The sequence below is a fragment of the Saccharopolyspora terrae genome (assembly GCF_004348435.1).
GTDB classification, from domain to species: domain Bacteria; phylum Actinomycetota; class Actinomycetes; order Mycobacteriales; family Pseudonocardiaceae; genus Saccharopolyspora; species Saccharopolyspora endophytica.
The window spans coordinates 1-15,401 of record NZ_SMKS01000098.1; the positions used below are offsets into that span (position 1 = coordinate 1).

General features: G+C 69.7%; 12 protein-coding genes. 8 read left to right on the forward strand and 4 right to left on the reverse strand.

Annotated elements, in window-relative coordinates:
* A partial coding sequence (locus E1181_RS29490) for a hypothetical protein (RefSeq protein WP_165944789.1) occupies positions 1-502 on the forward strand: 502 nt, incomplete at its 5' end.
* Between the two features lie 31 nt (positions 503-533).
* On the forward strand, positions 534-818 hold the full coding sequence (locus E1181_RS29495) for an acylphosphatase (RefSeq protein ID WP_132625441.1): 285 nt from the start codon (positions 534-536) through the stop codon (positions 816-818).
* A gap of 106 nt (positions 819-924) precedes the next feature.
* On the opposite strand, the gene E1181_RS29500 is transcribed toward E1181_RS29495, so the two are convergent.
* A complete protein-coding gene (locus E1181_RS29500) occupies positions 925-2,076 on the reverse strand; it encodes an RNA-guided endonuclease InsQ/TnpB family protein (protein ID WP_235877144.1) in 1,152 nt (383 codons plus the stop codon).
* 250 nt (positions 2,077-2,326) lie between these two features.
* Between E1181_RS29500 and smc the strand changes: the two genes are divergently transcribed.
* Entirely contained in the window at positions 2,327-5,977 is a 3,651-nt protein-coding gene (gene smc, locus E1181_RS29505) for a chromosome segregation protein SMC (protein ID WP_132679688.1), read from the forward strand.
* Positions 5,978-6,177: 200 nt separating this feature from the next.
* Here the strand turns inward: smc and E1181_RS29510 are convergent, their stop codons facing one another.
* Positions 6,178-6,513 carry a zf-HC2 domain-containing protein gene (locus tag E1181_RS29510; protein WP_165944790.1) on the reverse strand — a complete coding sequence of 112 codons (336 nt, stop codon included), beginning with the start codon at positions 6,511-6,513 and terminating at the stop codon, positions 6,178-6,180.
* 199 nt (positions 6,514-6,712) lie between these two features.
* Here E1181_RS29510 and E1181_RS29515 point away from each other — a divergent pair, with 199 nt between their 5' ends.
* Entirely contained in the window at positions 6,713-7,375 is a 663-nt protein-coding gene (locus E1181_RS29515; protein WP_132679690.1) for a hypothetical protein, read from the forward strand.
* 173 nt (positions 7,376-7,548) lie between these two features.
* On the opposite strand, the gene E1181_RS29520 is transcribed toward E1181_RS29515, so the two are convergent.
* Both E1181_RS29520 and E1181_RS29525 read right to left on the reverse strand, forming a co-directional pair.
* Positions 7,549-9,048, reverse strand: coding sequence for a sodium:solute symporter (locus E1181_RS29520; protein WP_132679691.1), 1,500 nt, complete (start codon positions 9,046-9,048; stop codon positions 7,549-7,551).
* Positions 9,049-9,056: 8 nt separating this feature from the next.
* The gene (locus E1181_RS29525) at positions 9,057-10,283 is read right to left on the reverse strand and encodes an anhydro-N-acetylmuramic acid kinase (protein ID WP_132679692.1); all 1,227 of its coding nucleotides are present in this window, start codon (positions 10,281-10,283) and stop codon (positions 9,057-9,059) included.
* 126 nt (positions 10,284-10,409) lie between these two features.
* Here E1181_RS29525 and ftsY point away from each other — a divergent pair, with 126 nt between their 5' ends.
* From ftsY to E1181_RS29545, 4 genes are all read left to right on the forward strand, one after another.
* A complete protein-coding gene (ftsY, locus tag E1181_RS29530) occupies positions 10,410-11,792 on the forward strand; it encodes a signal recognition particle-docking protein FtsY (protein WP_132679693.1) in 1,383 nt (460 codons plus the stop codon).
* 336 nt (positions 11,793-12,128) lie between these two features.
* Positions 12,129-13,349 carry a CynX/NimT family MFS transporter gene (locus E1181_RS29535; protein ID WP_235877143.1) on the forward strand — a complete coding sequence of 407 codons (1,221 nt, stop codon included), beginning with the start codon at positions 12,129-12,131 and terminating at the stop codon, positions 13,347-13,349.
* A gap of 122 nt (positions 13,350-13,471) precedes the next feature.
* Complete coding sequence (locus E1181_RS29540; RefSeq protein WP_132679694.1) at positions 13,472-14,812, forward strand: ammonium transporter; 1,341 nt, start codon at positions 13,472-13,474, stop codon at positions 14,810-14,812.
* Positions 14,809-15,147 carry a P-II family nitrogen regulator gene (locus tag E1181_RS29545; protein WP_132679695.1) on the forward strand — a complete coding sequence of 113 codons (339 nt, stop codon included), beginning with the start codon at positions 14,809-14,811 and terminating at the stop codon, positions 15,145-15,147. The genes E1181_RS29540 and E1181_RS29545 overlap by 4 nt, the downstream gene beginning before the upstream one ends.
* The last annotated feature ends 254 nt before the right edge of the window (positions 15,148-15,401 follow it).

The window sequence follows — 15,401 nt, forward strand, 5'->3', positions numbered from 1 at the left end:
GGGCGACGGCCTGGTCGGCGTCGGGCGCGGCGTCGTCGTGGTCGGGCTCGGAGGTGGCGGCGGCGGTGCCTGCGTCGCCGATGGCGTCGTCGACGACGAGCTGCGCGTGGTCGACGATTCCTCGCTGCTGGTCGAGGTCTCCGAGCTCGTGGTGCCGGTGATCGGCGGGCCCGGGGGCATCGGCGGCGCCGTCGTGTACGAGGTGGCGCTGGTGCGCTTGGTGGTGGGGTGCAGGGTGATGTCCGGGCCCGCGGACTCGCGCCTGTCGGATCCGGCCACGACCGCTGCGGTCGTCGCGAAGATCGTGGCCACCGCGATGCCGGACGCGGCGAGCATCACCAGGCGCTTCGGCCGGGCGTCCGGGTCTTCCACGTCTAACGGGTCCATCGGTGCCCCAACTCGTGTCGGTTTGTCCTCGTCCCCCGCGGTCACCGGCTCGCGCCGGGATCTGGCGGATCATACCGGCAGTCGGATTCGTCTCGATCAGCTGCCGGTGATGTGACCTGGGAGCGGGCGCGGCATCATCGGGGACCGTGACGGAATCAGAACGGGCACGACTGATCGCGCGGGTGCACGGACAGGTTCAGGGCGTGGGTTTTCGCTGGTGGACGCGATCTCGCGCGCTGGAGCTGGGACTCGTCGGCAGCGCCACCAACCTCCCCGCCAGCCGGGTCGAGGTCGTCGCCGAGGGACCGCGGGAAGACTGCGAAAAACTTCTGGAGGCGCTGCGTTCCGGCCGGACACCCGGTCGGGTGGATCACGTCGCCGAGCTGTGGATGGAACCCAAGGGCGGCCTGACCGGCTTCGTCGAGCGGTAAACTGCTTTGACCTGAGGACGAGCCCAAGGCGGCTTGGTCCGTGTGGTCTTTGCTTGCGCTCTCGTCTCACGGCTGGCTGCGGTGAGACGGGTCGCATCGTCCACCACTAGGTGGGTTGGGGCATGTTTACGAATACCCACGCCGAGCGCGCGCGGTCGCGCACGTTGACCCCGGCGACGACGTCAGCTGGTCCAGCGAGACCGCACCGACGACAAGAAAAGAAATCCCGAGTGGGCCGGTTGGCTCGCTCGGTGTGTCCGCACCCCCGTAGTGGGCAGCGTTGCGAGGTGTAGGCCGCGTCCACCTCGATCACCGGCACCCCCACACGCCGCGCCTTGTAAGCGATGAACGCGCCGAGCTGGTGGAACGGCCAGGACGATTGTGTGGCCCGCTGGTCGCGTCGAACCGTGACCCGCTCACGGATGCCCTTGAGGTCTTCGAGGGCGATGCCGCGTTCGGTGCGTTGGGCGACGGCCACAACGTCCTTGGCGATCGAGTGATTGATGTGCGCGGCGTGCCGCGCCTCCCGCTTGGCACGCTTTTTGAGCAGGCGTGCGGCCGAGCGGGTGCGTTTGGCCTGGATCTCTGCCTTCTTGCGTGCTTGCCAACGCCGGTAGCGGTTCAGGCGACGGCCGGAGTAGTTGGTCGCATCGCTGGTGGTGGCCAGGTTGTTGATCCCTCGGTCCACCCCGACCCCATCCCGAGGCTCGAACTCCGGTTGTTCGGGAATTTCGCAGACTGCGAGCAGGAACCACTTGCTGTCCCTGAAAACCAGGTCGGACTCTCCCCGACGATGCTCGATCAGGGTCCTCAGATCGCTGGGCGAGGCGGCGAACGCGACGTTCTTCAACCGCCCGTGCACGGTCCAGATCGAAACTGTGCGCTGGTCGTAGTTCCACGACAAACAACGGTTGTCGAAGGTGTGCGCCGCATTTAGGCGGAACTCGATTGGCTTCGACTCCGCCTTCACTCGTCGGTTCGAACCCGTCTTGCCCAAGTTCCCGTGGTGAATGTTGCCGCGCAGGGTGGCGTAGGCATCGGCGACGCGCTTAATGACGTGTTGCGCGGCCTGAGCTCCAAGCCCACGGTCCTTGAGCTCGGCGTAGCACTCCGACCGCAGCCGCTTGACCTCACCACGAAGGCCGCAACGCTCGAAACCAGTCCGGGAAACGTCGTTCGCGGCCTGGTTGACCGTGCGCAGGGTCGCTTCCAGCGCCGAGGCTTGCTCCGGCGTTGGGATCAGCTTCACCTGCACCATGATCTTCACACCCAAACTGTGACAGCGGCCACCGACAAACCCGCTTCCACCAAGCAGAAGGTCATGGCTGAGAGCAAGTCAGGTGTTGGACGCCGTTCCTCGTACATCGGGAAGCTCATTTCCCCACCGGATCCGGCCGGAGGATCCTGCGATGAGCGCTGAACCAGCGGTTCTGCGTCGGGCGGCGCTCGATCGACGGTAGAGTCTCGCGGACGTGGTCGCGTAACCGACGGGAAGGTCGACGGCAGCCGTGCATCTCAAGAGCCTGACGCTGAAGGGGTTCAAGTCCTTCGCCTCGGCCACCACGCTGCGCTTCGAACCCGGAATCACCTGCGTCGTCGGACCCAACGGCTCCGGAAAGTCCAACGTCCTCGACGCGCTGCGCTGGGTGATGGGCGAGCAGGGCGCGAAGGACCTGCGCGGCGGCAAGATGGAGGACGTGATCTTCGCGGGCACCGCGGGCCGCGCCCCGCTGGGCCGCGCCGAGGTCACGCTGACCATCGACAACGCCGACGGCGCGCTGCCGATCGAGTACACCGAGGTCTCCATCACCCGCCGGATGTTCCGCGACGGCGCCAGCGAGTACGAGATCAACGGCAACACCTGCCGGCTGATGGACGTGCAGGAACTGCTGTCGGACTCCGGTATCGGCCGCGAGATGCACGTCATCGTCGGCCAGGGCCAGCTGGCGTCGATCCTGCAGGCCAAGCCGGACGAGAACCGCCGCCTCATCGAAGAGGCCGCCGGTGTGCTCAAGCACCGCAAGCGCAAGGAAAAGGCGCTGCGCAAGCTCGATGCGATGCAGGCCAACCTGACGCGTCTGACCGACCTCACCAGCGAGCTGCGGCGACAGCTCAAGCCGCTGGGCAAGCAGGCCGAGATCGCCCGCAAGGCGCAGACCGTGCAGGCCGACCTGCGCGACGCCAGGCTCCGGCTGATCGCCGACGACCTGGTCACGGCCCGCGCGGACCTGGCCCGCGACGAGGCCGACCAGGAGACCGCGCGCGCCAAGCGCACCGAGGTCGAGCGGGCCCTGCAGTTCGCCCAGTCCGAGGAGAAGACCCTCGAAGAGGCGGTGGCCGCCGACGCGCCGCGCCTGAACAAGGCCCAGGAGACCTGGTACCGGTTGTCGGCGCTCGAAGAGCGCCTGCGCGGCACGCTGCGGTTGGCCGCCGAACGGCACCGGCACCTCACCGAGCAGACCGAGGAGCAGCGCTCCGGTCGCGACCCCGACCAGCTCGACGCCGAGGCCGAGGAGGCCGCCGAGCAGGAGATCGAGCTCCGCGAGCAGGTCGAGGAGGCGCGCGAAGCCCTCCAGGACGTGGTGCAGCGCCGCTCCGAACTGGAATCGCAGCTCAAGCAGGCCGAGCAGGCCCACATGGCGGCGGTGCGGGCCATCGCCGACCGGCGCGAAGGCGCCGCCCGCCTGTCCGGTCAGGTCGAGTCGCTGCGCGGGAAGGTCAGCGACAGCGCCGACGAGATCGAGCGCCTCAGCGAATCCCTGGAGGAGGCCACCGCTCGCGCCGAGGAGGCGCACGGCGCGCTGGCCGACGCCGAGGAGGAGAGCGGCGGTTACGACTCCGACGACGCCGGCCTGCAGGAACGCCGCGAGAACGCGGCGCAGGCGCGCGATGCCGCCCGCGCGCGGGTGGAGGAGCTGGTCAAGCAGGAGCGCTCCGCGGAACGCGAGATCGCGTCCTGGAAGGCGCGGGTCGAGGCCCTGTCGATGGGGCTGCAGCGCAAGGACGGCGCCGGTGCCCTGCTGGCCGCCGGTGACCGGGTGCCCGGCCTGCTGGGATCGGTTGCCGCGCTGCTCACCGTCGAAACCGGTGCCGAGGCCGCGCTCGCCGCAGCGCTGGGCGCTGTCGCCGACGCGGTCGTGGTGCGCGGTGTCACCGACGCGGTGACCGCGCTGAACCTGCTCAAGTCCGATGACGCGGGTCGTTCCGGCGTGGTGATCGGCTCCGACGCCGACGTCGACCGCTCGCACTGGCCGCAGCTGCCCGGTTCGGCCCGGTGGGCCGTGGACCTGATCACCGCTCCGGACGAGCTCCGGGGTGCGGTGCTCAGCGCGCTGGACCAGGTCGTGGTGGTCGAGACCCTCGACGCCGCGCGGGAAGTCGTGCAGGCCCACCCGAGCGTGCGGGCGGTGACCTCGACCGGTGACGTGCTCGGCGCGCACTGGGCCACCGGCGGCTCGGACGACGAGCAGAGCGTCATCGAGGTCCGCGCCGCCGTCGACGAGGCCGAGAGCGAGCTCGCGGCGGCCGAGCGCAGGCTGGAGCAGCATTCGGCCGCGCTGGAAGGCGCCCGCGCCGAGGAGGAGTCGCGGCGCGCCGAGGCCCGTGCCGCGCAGGAGCAGATCAACGAGGCCAAGGTCGCCCGCGCCCGCAGCACAGAGCGGCTGTCGAGCCTGCAGCGCGCCGCCCGCAACGCGACCTCCGAGGTCGAGCGGATCTCCGAGCAGCGCGTCAAGGTCGAGCAGACCCGCGACCAGTCGCTGGTCAAGCTCGCCGAGCTCGAAGAGCGCCTGGACGCGGTGAAGAACGAGCAGGAAGAGGCCGCCGAGCCCGACACCGACGAGCGCGACCGCCTCTCCACCGAGCTCACGGCCGTGCGCCAGCAGGAGATGGACGCGCGGCTGACCCAGCGCACCGCCGAGGAGCGCGCACGCGCCGTGCAGGGCCGGGCCGATCAGCTGCGCCGCGCCGCGCGTCACGAGCGCGAGACCCGCGCCCGCGCCGCGGCCGCCCGCGAGGCCCGGGAACGCGCCGCCCGCGTCACGCGCGCCGTCATCGACGGAGCCGAGACCGCGCTGGAGCGGATCACGGTGTCGCTGCAGGCCGCGACCGAGGAACGAGACGTCGCGCAGGCCAAGCAGAGCGAGCACGAGCAGGCCCTCGGCGTGGTCCGCGCCCGCGTCCGCGAGCTGTCCGGTGAGCTGGAGAAGCTGACCGATGCGGTGCACCGCGACGAGGTGGTGCGCGCTGAGCAGCGGCTGCGGATCGAGCAGCTCGAAACCAAGATCATCGAGGACTTCGGGATCGGCCTGGACGACCTGGTCGACGAGTACGGCCCGACCGTGCCGGTGCCGCCGAGCCCCGCCGAGGTCGCCGAGTACGAGGCCGCGAAGGAACGCGGCGACGAGGTCAGCGCCCCGCCGCCGGTGCCCTTCGACCGCGCGACCCAGGAGCGGCGTGCCAAGCGCGCGGAGAAGGACCTGTCGCTGCTGGGCAAGGTCAACCCGCTGGCGCTGGAGGAGTTCGCGGCGCTGGAGGAGCGCTACAAGTTCCTGTCCACCCAGCTGGAAGACCTCAAGGACAGCCGCCGCGACCTGCTCAGCGTGGTCAAGGAGGTCGACGAGAAGATCCTGGAGGTCTTCAGCTCGGCCTTCGAGGACGTGGCCAAGGAGTTCGAGGTCGTCTTCAAAGTCCTGTTCCCGGGCGGCGACGGCCGCCTGACCCTGACCGATCCGGGCGACATGCTCAGCACCGGTGTCGAGGTCGAAGCGCGTCCGCCGGGCAAGAAGGTCAAGCGGCTGTCGCTGCTGTCCGGTGGCGAGAAGTCGCTGACCGCGGTGGCGATGCTGGTGGCGATCTTCCGCGCCCGCCCCTCGCCGTTCTACGTGATGGACGAGGTCGAGGCGGCGCTGGACGACACCAACCTGCGGCGCCTGATCACGCTGCTCGACCAGCTGCGCGCCACCTCGCAGCTGATCATCATCACGCACCAGAAGCCGACCATGGAGATCGCCGACGCGCTCTACGGCGTGACGATGCGCGGCGACGGCATCACCCAGGTCATCTCGCAGCGCCTGAAGGGCAAGGCGGAGAAGAAGTCCGACGAACCCGAGCCCGAAGGCGCCCCGGAGGAAGGCGACGTCGCCTCGGTCCTGGACTGAGGACTGTTCAGGGATTGCTTTGCGTGGCGGTGCGGGTGGCGGAACCTGAACGCCTCCGTGGTCTCCGTGCGCCGCTCCTTGAGTATGTCAATACGCGGCGTCCCGGCGTGCTCGCCACGAAGGCGCTGGCGAACCCGCGGCGGTGCCAGCTGCTCAGGTGGTGGAAGAGGATGCGGCTTCGCCGCATTCATCAACAGCCCCTAGATCCCGCCCCAGGCGTAGCCGATGCCGAAGGCGACGAGCGAGGCCACCAGGACGATGCCGAGCATCAGCGTCCAGCCCGGTGCGGTCTCCCGGTGCGGGTGCCGCAGCACCTCGTGATCTGCGGTGATGCGTTGCGGTGCGGCGCGGTTCCACAGCTCGGGGCGGCGCAGGTCGGCTTGGCAGTCGGCGCATTCGGCCAGGTGCGTGCGCATCATCAGCCAGTCGACGTCGTCGAGGTCGCCGACCGCGTAGGCGTCCAGCCTGCTCTGGAACTCCCGGTGATCGGTGCCGTGCGCGGTGGGCGATCCGGCCCGGCTCCTGTGGACGAACATCCTCATTGCTCCTTGATCGGCTCGTCGTCACCAGGACTGAAGGGCTGTGCGCAGGCATTGCCGATGGGGGTTTGGGGGCAGGGGAACGCATGCGCGAAGATGGGCGTGATCCGGCATCTCACCGGGCGAGGAGTCGGCGTCGTGCTCCCGCGAGCACCACCCCGAGTGCGGGGACCGAGGCAGGCACTAGGAGATCTTGATGACCAACCCGTACGGCCCCCCGCCAGGGCAGTCGCCGTATCCGCATCAGGGCGCCCAGGTGCCCCCCGGTTACGGTCCGCCGTCCGGCCCGATGCCGCAGCAGCCGATGCCGCAGGGCTACCCGCAGCAGCAGGGTTATCCGCCGCAGGGCTACCCCCAGCAGGGCCCCGGGTACCCGCAGTCCGGACCGATGCAGCAGATGCCCCCGCAGCAGATGCCTCCGCACCAGCAGATGCCGCAGCAGCAGATGCCTCCGCAGTTCCCGCCGCCTCCGCCCGGCATGGGACGACTGCTGATCGACTGCTCGTACCACTGGCTGATGCTGGCCTTCCTGCTGTTCAAGCCGCAGGTGACGATCAACGGTCAGCCCGGCCCGGTGCTGACCTGGGGCAAGAACCCGATCGACCTGCCGCCCGGGCAGCACCAGATCCGGGTCCACGTGAACTACCTGTGGAAGATCGGTTACGCGACCGCGGTGATCCCGGTCGGAGCCGGCCAGCAGCTCGACGTGTACTACAAGCCCCCGGCGATGGTCTTCATGGACGGCGCCATCGGTCCGACCCCGCAGGAGACCCCGGGCCTGGGCGTGACCATCGGCGTCAGCATCGCCGTGTTCGTCCTGTTCCTCCTCGTCGGTCTCCTCCCCCTGGCCTTCGCCTGACCCGCAGGCACGACGCGGCCCCCGGTGACTGCTCACCGGGGGCCGCGCTCGCGTCCAACCCCGAACACCGCAGTAATCAGGTACCCGATCACGGCCGTGTTCGGGCCTCTGGCTGGGTTTGAGGGTGTGGATTACCGCAGTAATCGGGGACCCGATTACTGCGGTAATCCGGGTCAGACGGTTTCCGGGACGGTTTCTTCGGAGTCTCGGCTGTGGCGGAGGGACAGCAGACCGCCGACCACGAGGGTCACGATCACGCCCAACGGGGTGTACCAGGGGAAGGCCAGCGACGTCTCGCCTCCTTCACCGTCGGGGAAGCTCACCCCGATGACGAAGTACAGCACCACCGCGATGGTCGCGACGAAGGCGATGATCGCGTCGGCCTGCCGAGCGCGCTTGACCAGCAGACCCAGCAGGAACGCCCCCAGCAGCGCGCCGTAGGTGTAGCTGGCGATGCTCAGACCGACCTCGACCACCGGGTTCTCGGTGCTGGTGAACATCGACGCGAACACCACGAACACCACCGCCCACACCAGCGTCCATAGCTTGCCCATCTTCAGCACGGCCGCGTCGTCGAGCGGCTTCTTCGACAGCCGCTGGTAGAGGTCGCTGACCGTCGAGGTCGACAGCGAGTTCAGCGAGGACGCCAGGGTGCTCATCGCGGCGGCGAGGATGCCGGCGATGAACAGCCCGGAGACGCCCGGCGGAAGTTCGTTGACGATGAACTGCGGGAACAGCTCGTCGGAGCTGGCCAGTCCCATCGACTCCGGGGTGGCTCCCTTGAAGAACGACCACAGCATGGTGCCGATGAACAGGAACAGCCCGAACTGCAGGGCCACCACGACACCGCTGGCGATCAGCGCCCGCCGGCCGTCCTTGAGGTCCTTGCAGGCCAGCAGGCGCTGCACCATCAGCTGGTCGGCGCCGTGCGAGGCCATCGCGAACACCGCGCCACCGATCACCGCGGTGAAGAACGCGTACTGGTCGGTGATGATCGACGAGGAGAAGTCCAGCAGCTGGAACTTGCCCTCGGCCATCGCCGTGGAGAACCAGTCGCCGGGGAGCTTGCCGAACAGGATGATCCCGGCCAGGATCGCGCCGCCGATGTAGACGAACATCTGGATCGCGTCGACCCACACCACGGCCTTGATGCCGCCGAAGTAGGTGTAGATCACGGTCAGGACCGCCAGCAGCGCGATGATCTGCCAGTACGACAGGTGCACGTCGAACGCCGCGAGCATCACCTTCACCGGGATCGCCGTGGCGAACAGCCGCAGGCCGTCGGCGAGCAGCCGGGTGATCAGGAACGTCACCGACGCGGTGCCCTGCAGACCGGTTCCGAAGCGCTGGCCGAGGAAGGCGTAGGCGCTCACCAGGTTTCCGGCGAAGTAGCGGGGCAGCAGCACGAAGGAGACCACGATGCGGCCGATCAGGTAGCCGATGGCCAGCTGCAGGTAGGTGAAGCTGCCGAGGTAGGCCACCGTCGGCACGCTGATCACGGTCAGCGTCGAGGTCTCGGTGGCCACCACCGAGAAGCACACGGCCCACCAGGGGAGTTGCCGCCCGCCGACGAAGTAGTCCTGCGAGCTCTTCTGCTTGCCGCTGAGCAGCAATCCCAGGGCCGGCATCGCGATCAGGTACAACCCGATCACGACGAGGTCGAGCGATCGCATCTGGCCTCCTAGTTCGTTGCGGCGGACCGCATGATCAGCCGTCGTGGCTGGGTGGTGGCGGGTTCGGGCAGTCGCAGGCCGGTCGCTCCCGGCGTGATGCTGCCCAGGACCCGGGGACCGGCGGCTCCCGTGGTCCCGGGTGTGTTGCCGGGGAGCCCGTTCCAGGTCAGGAAGCCGAGCAGCGCGGTGAGCAGGGCTTCCTTGCTGTCGGAGGGCATCCCGAGATCGTCGCTGACCAGCAGCGGGACGTCCAGCTGTCGGCGAAGTGCAGCCAGCAGCACGGGGTTGCGCACGCCGCCGCCTGCGACGACGACGCGTCCGGCGCCTTCGGCGCGGCAGGCGTCGGCGATGGTGCGCGCGGTCAGCTCGGTCAGGGTCGCCAGCAGGTCGGCGTCCGAGACGGGCTCGCCGAGCTCGTGGAGCGCGCGGGCGAGGTAGGCGGAGTTGAAGTGCTCCTTGCCGGTCGACTTCGGCGCGGGCAGCCGGTAGTACTCGTCGTCCAGCAGGATCGTGAGCAGGTCCTCGCGCACGGTCCCGGACGCGGCCAGCGCGCCGTCGGTGTCCTGCGGCTTCCCGGTCCGCTGCTGCGCGGCGAGGTCGATGAGGGCGTTGCCGGGACCGGTGTCGTAGGCCAGCGGCTCCGGCCCGCCGACCACGGCGATGTTCGCGATCCCACCGATGTTCAGCGCCACCGGGGTGTCCGGTGTCCCCGATTTCAGTGGAATTCCGGCATCCGATTTCCATTGAAATCCTGGATCTCCGAGCCAGAGGGAGTCGAGGACGCCGGCTAGGGGAGCGCCGTGGCCGGAGGCGGCGACGTCGCGGGTGCGCAGGTCGGAGATGACCGGCAGGCCGGTGGCCTCGGCGATCCAGGCCGGTTGGCCGATCTGGAGGGTGCCGTGGGCGCGGCCGCCCTCGACCCAGTGGTAGATCGTCTGGCCGAGCGAGGAGACGAAGTCGGCTTCGCCGCCCGCCAGATCCACGCCCAGGAGCGCGGCTTCGGCGAAGCACCGGCCCACGAGGGTGTCCAGGCGGCAGAAGGTCTCGGCGTCGAGCGTGCCCGGCGGCAGCGCCGCGAGGAGGTCTTCGCGCAGGTCGGCGGGGTAGTCGAGGGTGTGGTCGCCGAGCGGGCGGAGCTCGATCGTCTCGCCGTCGAGGCGCATGTCCGCCGCGACCACGTCGATGCCGTCCATCGAGGTTCCCGAGAGCAGCCCCACCACTCGCCACCAGCGCATACCTGTGGTGTATTGCACACGGGCATGAAAAAGCAAGCACTTTGTGGTCATTGTTGGTGAATTGCTCACGTAACTGCCCGGCAGGTGCCTGGTGGAAGCGGTTAGAGCAGGTGGGAGGATGGGCGGGTGACCACCGAAACCCTGATTCTGATCGTCGTCGTTGTCGCGGTGGTGCTGGCTCTCGCCGTGGTCGCCGGTGTGGTGCTCAACCGCCGTCGGCGGATCAGCCTGCGTGAGAAGGACGAAGCGGACGCGCCCACCGCCGTCAAGGGCGGCGGCTACCAGACCGGTAGCGGCATCAGCTTCGCCAGCGGCGCCGCGACCGCCGAGCCCGAGGCCGCGGCCGAACCCGCCGCGCCGGAGCACCCGGTCGAAGAGCGCACCGAGGTGGAGGGCCAGCCCGGCGTCGGTGACGACGCGGCGGTTCCGCGCGACACCGAGCGGCGCGGCATCGTCGACGTCGAACTGCCCGAGGACACCGCGACGGCCGAACCCCTCGCGGAACCGGAGGTTCCCGCGCAGCCCACGGCTCCGCCGGAGCCCGAGGCGCCCGCCGTCGAGGTGGAGGAGATCGAGCCCACCGCCGGTCGCCTCGAACGGCTCCGCGGCCGGCTGTCCCGCTCCCGCACGACCTTCGGGCAGAGCCTGCTGGGCCTGCTCGGCGCGGGTGACCTCGACGAGGACTCCTGGGAGGAGATCGAGGACACCCTGCTGATGGCCGACCTGGGCGCGGCCACCACCACCGAGATCACCGAGCGGCTGCGCTCCGAGATCGCCTCCCGCGCCGTGCGCAGCCCGGAGGAGGCCCGCACCGTCCTGCGCGAGGTGCTCGTCGACGCGCTCGGCAAGGACATGGAGCGCTCGGTGCGCGCGCTGCCGCACGGCGACCCGGCCGACGGCGGCAAGCCGGCGGTGCTGCTGGTCGTGGGCGTCAACGGCACCGGCAAGACCACGACCACCGGCAAGCTGGCCCGCGTCCTGGTCGCCGACGGCCGGACCGTGCTGCTCGGTGCCGCCGACACCTTCCGCGCCGCCGCCGTCGAGCAGCTGGCGACCTGGGGTGAGCGCGTCGGCGCCGAGGTGGTGCGCGGCAACGAGGGGGCCGACCCGGCCAGCGTGGCGTTCGAGGCCGTCAGCCGGGGCAGCGACAGCGCCGTGGACGCGGTGCTGGTCGACACCGCCGGCCGGCTGCACACCAAGACCGGCCTGATGGACGAGCTCGGCAAGGTCAAGCGCGTCGTGGAGAAGAAGGCCCAGGTCGACGAGGTGCTGCTGGTCCTCGACGCCACCACGGGGCAGAACGGGCTCATGCAGGCCCGGGTGTTCTCCGAGGTCGTCGACGTCACCGGCATCGTGCTGACCAAGCTCGACGGCACCGCCAAGGGCGGCATCGTCTTCCAGGTCCAGCGCGAGCTCGGCGTCCCGGTCAAGCTCGTCGGTCTCGGCGAGGGGGCGGACGACCTCGCCCCGTTCGAGCCGGGAGCGTTCGTCGACGCCCTGCTCAACTGACCCGCGTCGCAACCGCGACTCGAAGCCCCCGGCACGGCTCGCCGGGGGCTTCGTCGTGCCCGGGGACCGTGCCCGGGTCACTGTCGGGAGGGGGCTCGTCGAATTTCGCGCGAAATTCGACCGGGATCTTTCGGACTCGAATTTCGCGCGAAATTCGAACGGTGCCTCTCCGGGCGGCGGGATTTGGGGTGTTCGAGAGCATTCCCGCGTGAGGTGTGCAGGTTCACTGCGCGAGAGTTTGTGGTACGGGCGTTCCATGTAGTTGAGTTGAGCCCGCGACGCCGCCGAGCGGATCTCGTCGCAGTCTGACCAGCTCTTTCGGGGAAGGAACGTCGCGTGGGTACCGGAGTCCAGGGGGGAACGCCGCGGACCCAGCGGGTCACCGCCATCGTGACCGTGGTCGTGGTCGTGCTGGTGGCCTTGGCGTTGCGACCACCGTTCACGGCGGTGGCGCCGCTGCTGGACCGCATCCAGCGAGACCTCGGGGTGACGGGGACGTTCAGCGGCGTGCTGACGACCTTGCCGGTCGTGTGCCTGGGCGCGTTCGCGTTCGTCGCGCCGCGGCTGCGCCAGCGCTTCGGCGACGAGCGGGTGCTGCTGGGCTGCCTGGTGGTGCTGCTGATCGGCAACTCGCTGCGCGCCTTCGGCGACATCCCGACGCTGCTGGCGGGAACGGTCGTGGTCGGCGCGGGCATCGCGGTCGCCAACGTCGCCGTGCCCGGCCTGATCAAGCGCGACTTCCCGCACACGGTCCCCGTGGTCACCGCCGTCTACACGATGTGCCTGACGCTGGGCGGCGCGTTCGCGGCCGCCGCGGTGGTGCCGATCGGGCACGCGCTGGGCTCGGAGTGGCGGGCGCCGCTGGGGCTGCTGGCCGTTCCGGTGCTGGTGGCCCTGGTGATCAGCCTGGTCGCGGTGCGCGGCAGCGCGGTCGCCGCGCCGAAGCCGGTCAGCCCGGGGATCCTGTGGCGCAGCCCGCTGGCGTGGCATCTCACCTTCTTCATGGGCTTGCAGTCCTCGCTGGCCTACGTCGTGTTCGGCTGGCTGCCGACGATGCTGCAGAGCCGGGGGATGAGCCCGGAGCTGGCGGGGCTCGCGCTGGGCGTGCAGGCGGCGATCCAGGCCGCCGGGTCGATGTCGATCCCGTTGCTGTGCCGGCGCTTGCGCGACCAGCGGCCGATCATCGTGGTGCTGGCGCTGATGCTCATGTTCGGCTTCGGCGGAATCCTGCTCGGCCCCACCGGACTGCTGTGGCCCGCGGTCGTGGTGCTGGGGCTGGCTCAGGGCGCGGCGTTCGGACTGGCGCTGACGCTGCTGGGGCTGCGCTCGCCGGACAGCGACACCACGACCGCCTTGTCCGGAATGGCCCAGGGCGGGGGTTATCTCATCGCCGCGGCGGGCCCGCTGCTCATCGGTCTGCTGCACGACGTCTCCGGCGCGTGGACGCTGCCGCTGGTGCTGATCCTGGCCTGCTCAGCGGGCTGGCTGGGCTTCGGGCTCTCCGTCGGCAGGCCGGTCCAGGTCCCGTCGGTGATCGGCCGCGTAACACCGAATTGACGTGCGCACGTCCCCGTAACAGAGGGTGGGTCACATTTCACGCCTGCGTTACAGCACGACGCTTCGCCTGAAACAGGCATTTCCCAAGATGCGGCCCAACTCGGTTCGCACGGGGAGGCAATGTGAATTCAGGCGATACCGCATGGGTGCTCGTGAGCGCCGCTCTTGTCCTGCTGATGACTCCGGGGCTGGCGTTCTTCTACGGCGGCATGGTCCGGTCCCGGGGCGTGCTGAACATGCTGATGATGAGCCTCGGCTCGATCGGCGTGATCGGCGTGCTGTGGGTGCTGTTCGGCTACTCGATGGCCTTCGCCACCGACATCGGTGGTCTGGGTCTGCTGGCGAACCCCTTCGAGAACTTCGGTCTGGCGGGCCTGCTCGGTGAGGACTCGCTGTCGGGCACGATCCCGTCGCTGGCCTTCGTCGGTTTCCAGGCGATGTTCGCGATCCTGACGGTCGCGCTGATCTCCGGCGCCATCGCCGACCGCGCGCGCTTCGGCCCGTGGCTGCTGTTCGCCGCGCTGTGGGCGGTCGTGGTGTACTTCCCGGTCGCGCACTGGGTCTTCGACTTCGACGACACCGATGACGCGGGCAACGTGACCGGCGTCGGCGGCTGGATCGCCAACCGCCTGGCCGCGATCGACTTTGCGGGTGGCACCGCGGTCCACATCAACGCCGGCGCCGCCGCGCTGGCCCTGGTGCTGGTGCTGGGCAAGCGCACGAACTGGCCCAAGGGCGTCGGCAAGCCGCACAACCTGCCGTTCGTGGTGCTCGGCGCCGGCCTGCTGTGGTTCGGCTGGTTCGGCTTCAACGCCGGTTCCGCGCTGGCCGCCGACAACACGGCGGCGTTCGTGCTGGTCAACACGCTGGTCGCCACCAGCGCGGCGATGCTGGGCTGGCTGCTGGTGGAGCGGCTGCGCGACGGTCACGCCACCACGCTGGGCGCCGCGTCGGGCATCGTGGCCGGTCTGGTCGCGATCACCCCGGCCTGCTCGTCGGTGACGCCGCTGGGCGCCATCGCGATCGGTGCGATCACGGGCGCGGCCTGCGCGCTGGCGGTGAGCCTCAAGTTCAAGTTCGGTTACGACGATTCCCTCGACGTCGTCGGCGTCCACCTGGTCGGGGGTCTGCTGGGCACGCTGCTGGTGGGTCTGTTCGCCTCGGCGGAGGCCCCGGCGGGCGTGGCGGGTCTGTTCTACGGCGGCGGTCTGGATCAGTTGTGGCGGCAGGCCGTCGGAGCCTTCGCGGTGCTGCTCTACTCGTTCGTGCTCAGCCTGGTCCTGGCCCTGATCGTGAAGGCGACCATCGGCTTCCGGCTGAGAGAGGAGGACGAGGCCGCGGGCATCGACGAGACCGAGCACGCGGAGACCGCGTACCACTTCGGGGATGACCGATCGGCTCGCCGAGCCGCTGCTTCGGCCGGCGACGTCGAAGACCGCAAGCTGGAGGGCAGCCGCGCATGAAGCTGGTGACCGCGATCGTTCAGCCGCAGAAGGTGGACGATCTCAAGGACGAGCTCGGCAAGCTGGGCGTGCTGGGCATGACCGTGAGCGACGCCCAGGGCTACGGCAGGCAGAAGGGCCACACCGAGGTCTACCGGGGTGCTGAGTACTCGGTGGACTTCATCGAGAAGTCCCGCGTGGAGGTCCTGGTCGACGAGACCGACGTCGACAAGGTCGTGGAAGGGATCGTCAGCGCCGCCCGCACCGGCAAGGTGGGCGACGGCAAGGTGTGGGTGACCGCGGTCGAGAGCGTCGTGCGGGTGCGCACCGGCGAGACTGGCGTGGCCGCCATCTGACCTGATCAGGCACCAGGAGCGCCTCCCGGCCGAGAGCCGGGAGGCGCTTCTGGTCGTGTTCGTCGGCAGCTTCCCCCGGAGCGGATGCGTACAACTACGCAGTCGCATTCGGGCAGCTTCACGGTCTCGCGGCGGCGCTGGTGCGGGCAGACTTCGTGGTGCGACGCGGTGATCAGGGAGGACCGGGGATCGCGCCCGTACTGGGGGTCGGGCGGGCTTCGCGGGGCTCCGCGTCGCAGGAGGGGGACTGTCTC